Source organism: Streptomyces sp. P17, assembly GCF_032436805.1.
Taxonomy (GTDB): Bacteria; Actinomycetota; Actinomycetes; order Streptomycetales; family Streptomycetaceae; genus Streptomyces.
Genome location: NZ_JAVRBF010000131.1, coordinates 1 through 5,690 on the forward strand (window position 1 = coordinate 1; position 5,690 = coordinate 5,690).

Here is a 5,690-nt window from a genome sequence, read left to right on the forward strand (position 1 = left end):
GCCTTCGAAGGCCGCCTGACCCCGAGCAACAACTGACACCTCAACAACCAAGATCAGCCGTTAAATTGACACACCCGTGCTATCAGAACGGCAGCGATCACCGGCTACGAAAATCTTGTATGAGCCGCGAGTCGCACCCAACCTGGAACACAGGAGAGGGCTGCGGCGTTTAAGAGACATGGGAAGTACTGTGCTTGTAGTGGCGGTCGGCCTTGCTGCCGGCGTTTGTCTGACTCTGGTGGATCGCGCTCTGCTGTGGGCAGAGCGCCGGGGGTGGATCTACTACCGTAAGACGCGGGGGCGTGGTTCCGCGCTGGTAGAGGGGATCTCCCCTGCCGCACAGGCGATGAAGCAGGCGATGGAGCAGGAGAGGTTCCGTAAGAACGTCCGGATTGGCGAGGGCACGCCACTCGATGTGAACCTAGACCAGGGCGTCGCGTGGATCCATCGCTCAGAGAGCGGTCAGCAAGAATCTGCCAACTCTGATGGGGACATTTGCCCCCCCACCCCCTGCTCGGGGTGACTCCAGAGCTGCTCGGCTTGATTCCCCAGGCCGTTGCGCGCTGAGCTCCGATTGGGCGCCACGAGGAAGGGGCCGCCCGATAGCCAGCCAGCACCAAGGCCGTGGTGGCCAGTCCAGGATGCACGCAGCGCATCGCGTGAGCGACGCCGAAGGTGCCCTTGACCTGCGGGTGAGTACTTGGCGTACAGAAAGCCCCTGTGAGAATGATCTTGGCCTTCCCGAGCGCCTAGCGCGTATCTCCGGTCTCCGCCGCGGCGTCCTGTCGCTGGCGCCACTGTGCGCGAATACCGTTGTCGGCTTGTTCTGCGTCTCCCAGTTGGGTTCCGGTCCGGGATCCTTCGTTGGCACCTTGGTCACCTGGAGCCCAGCGGCCCGACCGCGGGGTGCACGCTCGTCGACCAGGCGAGCCACAGACTGCCTGGCAGGCCCACCGGATCCCTCCCACTCGATGTGCCGGGCCTGCTCCGCACGGCGGGGCTCCCGGTACACCGCCACCACGCGGGCCCGCTCCTCCGCAGTCGGCCACAACCGCAGCGCTCCGTCCAGGCGCCGGGCGAGCAACCCGGAGGGGTGCAGGACCCTTGCCGGGGCATCCTCCAGGTCCAGCCAGGCGATCACTTCATCCGCGGTCCAGCCCGCATCGGCGACCTGTCGGACGACCACCGCGATCCGCGGCCGGGCAGCCTTCCCGACCACGGTACCCGGCAGATCAGCTCTCCAGCCAGCTGGAACCGCCGTCCAATCTTGTTCAAGTCCCGGCGACCGCCGGCCTTTCCCTTGGACTTCTTCGAGATGGGGGGCTTGCTTGCTCCGCTGGCGAGCTTGCTCTCAGGGGGAGAGAAGTACCACCCGCAGAAGAACCACCAGTAGACCCCCCGTTGGGGTGCAACGAGGCCCATCCGAACCAGCTATCACAGACGCCCCAGAGAACCCCTTCCGGGCACCCTTCGCCCCGGCCTTCGAGGACGTCGCCGACCACGGCCGCCGCCCCTTCCGGGACGTCTTTACCCCCAGATGCGCCTCAACTCCGGCCCCGCTTCCACGATCTCGGTGACGGCACACGCGTATGCGCGGGCGCGGCCTCATCCCGTAGTACGTGCGGATCCTGAGCGCGGCATCAAACTCCGGCGGAAGTATCCGCACGTGCACCGAGGCCTGCGCCGGCCCTCCGCGCACCCGCGCATCTGGCGCCTCCCATGCCAGCAGCCCGCTCTCCCCGCAGTATCTGCAGGTGATACTCCACCGCTCACTCCGACAGAGCCGTCCGCCGTTCCGGAACCTGTGCCATATCCCGGCTCACATTGTCGAAGCCACCGGCACTCAACCACCAAGACGTACACCTTCCGCTACGCGGGCAGCGACCAGTTCGCGGCAGAGATAGTTAGGCGGACCCATCAACGTGAGGGCACGTGCGTCCTGGGACAGGCGGTTCAGGGCATGGTCGCGGGAGAAGGCGGCGCTACCGGCCAGCCCTTGTGCCGTCCGGCAGATCGCCTCGGCCGTCTCAGAACCAAACACCTTGGCCGTCAACGCAGGCCCCGTGCGGTCTCCCCGCGCCTCGGTCGCAGACTGCACCACGCCCCGGACCGCAGCCAGTTGTGAGCCCAACTCAAAGATGTGGTGCCGATACAGCGGGCTGTCCAAAAGCTTGCGCCGACGTCCTACCTCCACCGCGATGTCATGGGCTTCTTCAGCGATGCCTAGCGCGACGGCCCCGAGGGTCAGGCCGAGAGTGTGTGGGTAGCCGATGGCCTCAGGGGTCTCGCGGGAGTGGGTCAGCACGTCTCCTGCCTCAGCCATGTACCCGCTTAGCCGAATCAGCCCGGTCGCAGAGCGACGCATCCCGGACAGATCCAAGACCCCTTCAACCACAAAGCCTGGCCGTGAGCTGTCGACCACGAAAATTCCCTGGTTGGACCGACCGTAACTGCCCTGTGCCCCCTCATCTTCACCAGTGCGAGCCAGAACCAGATACAAGTCGGCCACACCCGCGCCGGTGGTGAAGGTCTTGGCTCCATCGAGTTCCCAGCCCCCCTCTGCCCGCCGGGTCGCGCTGGTCGAGATCTTCTGCTTGGCAGCGTCGGTGCCCGGCTCGCTCCACGAGGAGGCGAAGATCCGGCCATCACGAGCGACTGCTGTCAAGAGCCGCTTCCGTTGCTCATCGGACCCGTAGGAAATGATTCGGCTGATGGCTGCGTAGTGCAGGAACACGATGATCCCTACCGATGCGTCGGCTCGCGCCAATGCGGTAATCACTGCGTTCGCGTCGCGCCAGTTCGCACCGAGGCCGCCATATTCGGTCGGAATCGGCAGTCGGAGGACGGCGGCGGTGCGTAGCGTGGCCAGAAGCCGGTCACTTGGGCGCCCGCTGTTGTCATCACGAACCTCCGCCCGTAGTGCCGCCAGGACCTCGGGGAGCCCCAGGAGACCCGGCGTAATGGGGAGTGTGGTGGGCCAGTCCATAGATTTTCTCCGTCTTCACTCGCTATCCGGTGCAGAAATGCCCTAATACGGGCGTAGCGCAGTCCACGAATTAGCATATAACCGCCTCCACCCCGCGGAGCAAGGAGTATCACGCATCAGCCACGTGGCCGGATTGCGCCGAACGAAACAACCCCAGCCGCACCGAGGACTGGACGCTGTAGACCCGAGCAGGCGAACACTACAGTTGTGCCCCAATCTAAGACTTCCCTTACGCTTCTCATCGACGCCTATACTGCATCTTTCCGGGCAAGATCGACTTCCGGGATATGGCGGAGTGATGCGAAACACGGTTGAGTCGATGCATCACACAAGTTAAGATCATCCGTACCATCGGCCCTTTCCAGGAAAATGGGGGAAACAGGTGACCGAGCGAGAGATTATTGAAATTCTTCTAGTTTGCGAAGACCAATTGGAATGTGCCGGCTTGGTTGCCCTCCTCAGTAAGGATCGGGGAATTTCAATTGTCGGAGATACCTCCTCTGTAGCGGTGGCGCAGAGATTGACCTCCTCTCTCAAACCAGACGTGATCCTGTGCAGTGAGCGAGTACTTTCACATCAGACGATCGAGCTTGCCGAAAAAATTACAGAGAGATCCGAGGAAGCCAAGCCCGTCCATTTCATCGTCCTGCTATCGTCACTGGACGATCAGGGCATCGAACTGCTGCGCATCGACCGGTGCATCGTGCTCGATCGGCGCATGAGCTCGGCCGAGCTCATCGCCGCCATCCGCGTAACAGCCGCCGGTTACCTACCTGTACGCAGCGATCTGGCCGGTAACTTGGCGCGAGCGTCGGTTAGTCTCAAAGGGGCCAGCGCGGCAGCAGGGGAAAGGGTGCGAAATCTGACGAACCGCGAGCGTCGAGTGTTCGAGCTCATGATCCAGGGACTCTCCAACCCGGAAATTGCAGCCGACCTCAAAGTCGCCGAGTCAACCGTCAAATCGCACGTGCAGGGCATCCTCAACAAGCTCGACCTGCGCGATCGCATCCAGGCAGTCATCTACGCCTACGAAGCAGGGCTCGTAGGTGTTCGTTCCAACTGAAGGCGCATGTCTCGCCCACTCCTCGCTGAGCGCAAACCTGCCGCGGATGATCTGCCGCCGGCAGCAGCCGGGCGAATGACTTTCCTGCCATCGGCCAGCCGTTCTCAATGATTTGACCAGATGGGTCTTCCAGCCGCGGGGCGGGATCCGATGGAGTTCCCCCCGACGTCGGCAGTGATCAACAGCAGGTGTACCCGGGGGTAGTCATGCCGCCCCGGACCTGTCACCAGCGACGGATCGAGGCGACGGACAACGCCACCGTGTCGTAGATCCCCTACGGAGTCACCTTCTTGGCCCGGGCGGAGGCCGTCGGAAGCCATGACTTAATTCCCGGAAAGTCCTAAACGACCACCCCACCGGACGATTTGAAACCTGCTCTGATGGGCTGTCCGACCCGACACCCCACGCCACACACGGCCACAGCCGGTTGGAAACTCGCATAGCAGAGACCCGGACCGTCAGCCAGTCCCCCCACTACCGGCGTCGACTTCCCAGCCGTCGACCGTCACAGGATCACCGACAATGGGCCCCTTCCTCCTATCGGAGGAGAACTGGCCGAAAACACGCTCCCCCGATGGACCTATTTATTGTGACGCTAATCCTGGAGGGGGATTTACCGATAGCGCTGCGCAACATAGCGTCTGCCATCAGAACAGCCGAAAGCCCATGCCTCGGCGATTCAGGGAGGGATCAACCGTGTCAAGTATTTTAACTCCGCTGTCGCCAAATACCTCACCCTGCAGACCAGCGCACGCCAGCCTACATTCTGACCTGCCGCACTCGACGCGTCGGCCCGATTGTAAAGCATAAAAGGGATATGACGCACACGGCGCGCCACCCCCATTTCCATGGGTCGAGCGCATGAAACTACTCCCCACATCCAGTTAATCGCACGTCGACCTTCCAAGAACTATCGTCTCCTTTAATTCTAACCCCTCACGCATCATCGGGGAGAAATTTAAGCATTGGACCGCGAAACGCATTCCGCTCCTTAGGATTTCGCGAAGCCTCGGTGTTCTCGAAATGCACCTTCACGTGAAACTAGACAACTGAGGACACTGTAGGGAATTCCCGATTGTCGATCGTAACGGACTTCAGGCCAGCTGTGACAATCGCCCTCGGGTCAGCCTTGCCAGCGGCACCACGGCGTGGCTGCTTCCCTTAGATCTACCCAACAACCCCGCGGGATTCTGCGGCAACCTGCCATCGGCGACCGGAAACCACCACTTCAGATGCAACTTCGACGCCAGGTCCTCTACCCATAGCAATGTATTTCCCTGGATTATACGGAAGGGCTTGAGTCGCGATGACCTCCTATGAATTCAACACTGAGCCTCGGCGGCCAGTCCACCCTCATAGGCAGGGGAATTCAGCCCAAGCGGATGGGATGACATCACGTCATGAGGATGGGTTGCAGCTGTCATTTGCGCAGCAACGACTTTGGTTTCTGAGCCAGTTGGGTCTCAACCAACAGGAGTACCTGGTTCCCAGGGTATTGCGGGTGCGGGGTGGTTTGGATGTGGAGGCGTTGGAGGCGGCGTTCTCGGGTGTGGTGGCGCGGCATGAGGTGCTGCGTACGCGGTTCGTCATCGGTGCCGGGGGCGAGCCGGTTCAGGTGGTCGACGAGCCCGGCCCGGTACG

3 protein-coding genes are annotated in these 5,690 nt (G+C 62.2%); 2 read left to right on the forward strand and 1 reads right to left on the reverse strand.

Annotation, left to right across the window (positions count from 1 at the left end; all coding sequences use genetic code 11):
• Nucleotides 1-1,843: 1,843 nt before the first annotated feature.
• On the reverse strand, nt 1,844-2,986 hold the full coding sequence (locus RMT89_RS39480; RefSeq protein ID WP_315888577.1) for an acyl-CoA dehydrogenase family protein: 1,143 nt from the start codon (nt 2,984-2,986) through the stop codon (nt 1,844-1,846).
• Nucleotides 2,987-3,368: 382 nt separating this feature from the next.
• Between RMT89_RS39480 and RMT89_RS39485 the strand changes: the two genes are divergently transcribed.
• Together RMT89_RS39485 and RMT89_RS39490 are read left to right on the forward strand one after the other, a co-directional pair.
• Nucleotides 3,369-4,049 carry a response regulator transcription factor gene (locus RMT89_RS39485; protein WP_315888578.1) on the forward strand — a complete coding sequence of 227 codons (681 nt, stop codon included), beginning with the start codon at nt 3,369-3,371 and terminating at the stop codon, nt 4,047-4,049.
• 1,411 nt (nt 4,050-5,460) lie between these two features.
• Nucleotides 5,461-5,690: condensation domain-containing protein (locus RMT89_RS39490; RefSeq protein WP_315888579.1), on the forward strand; the 230-nt coding region annotated here is incomplete at its 3' end.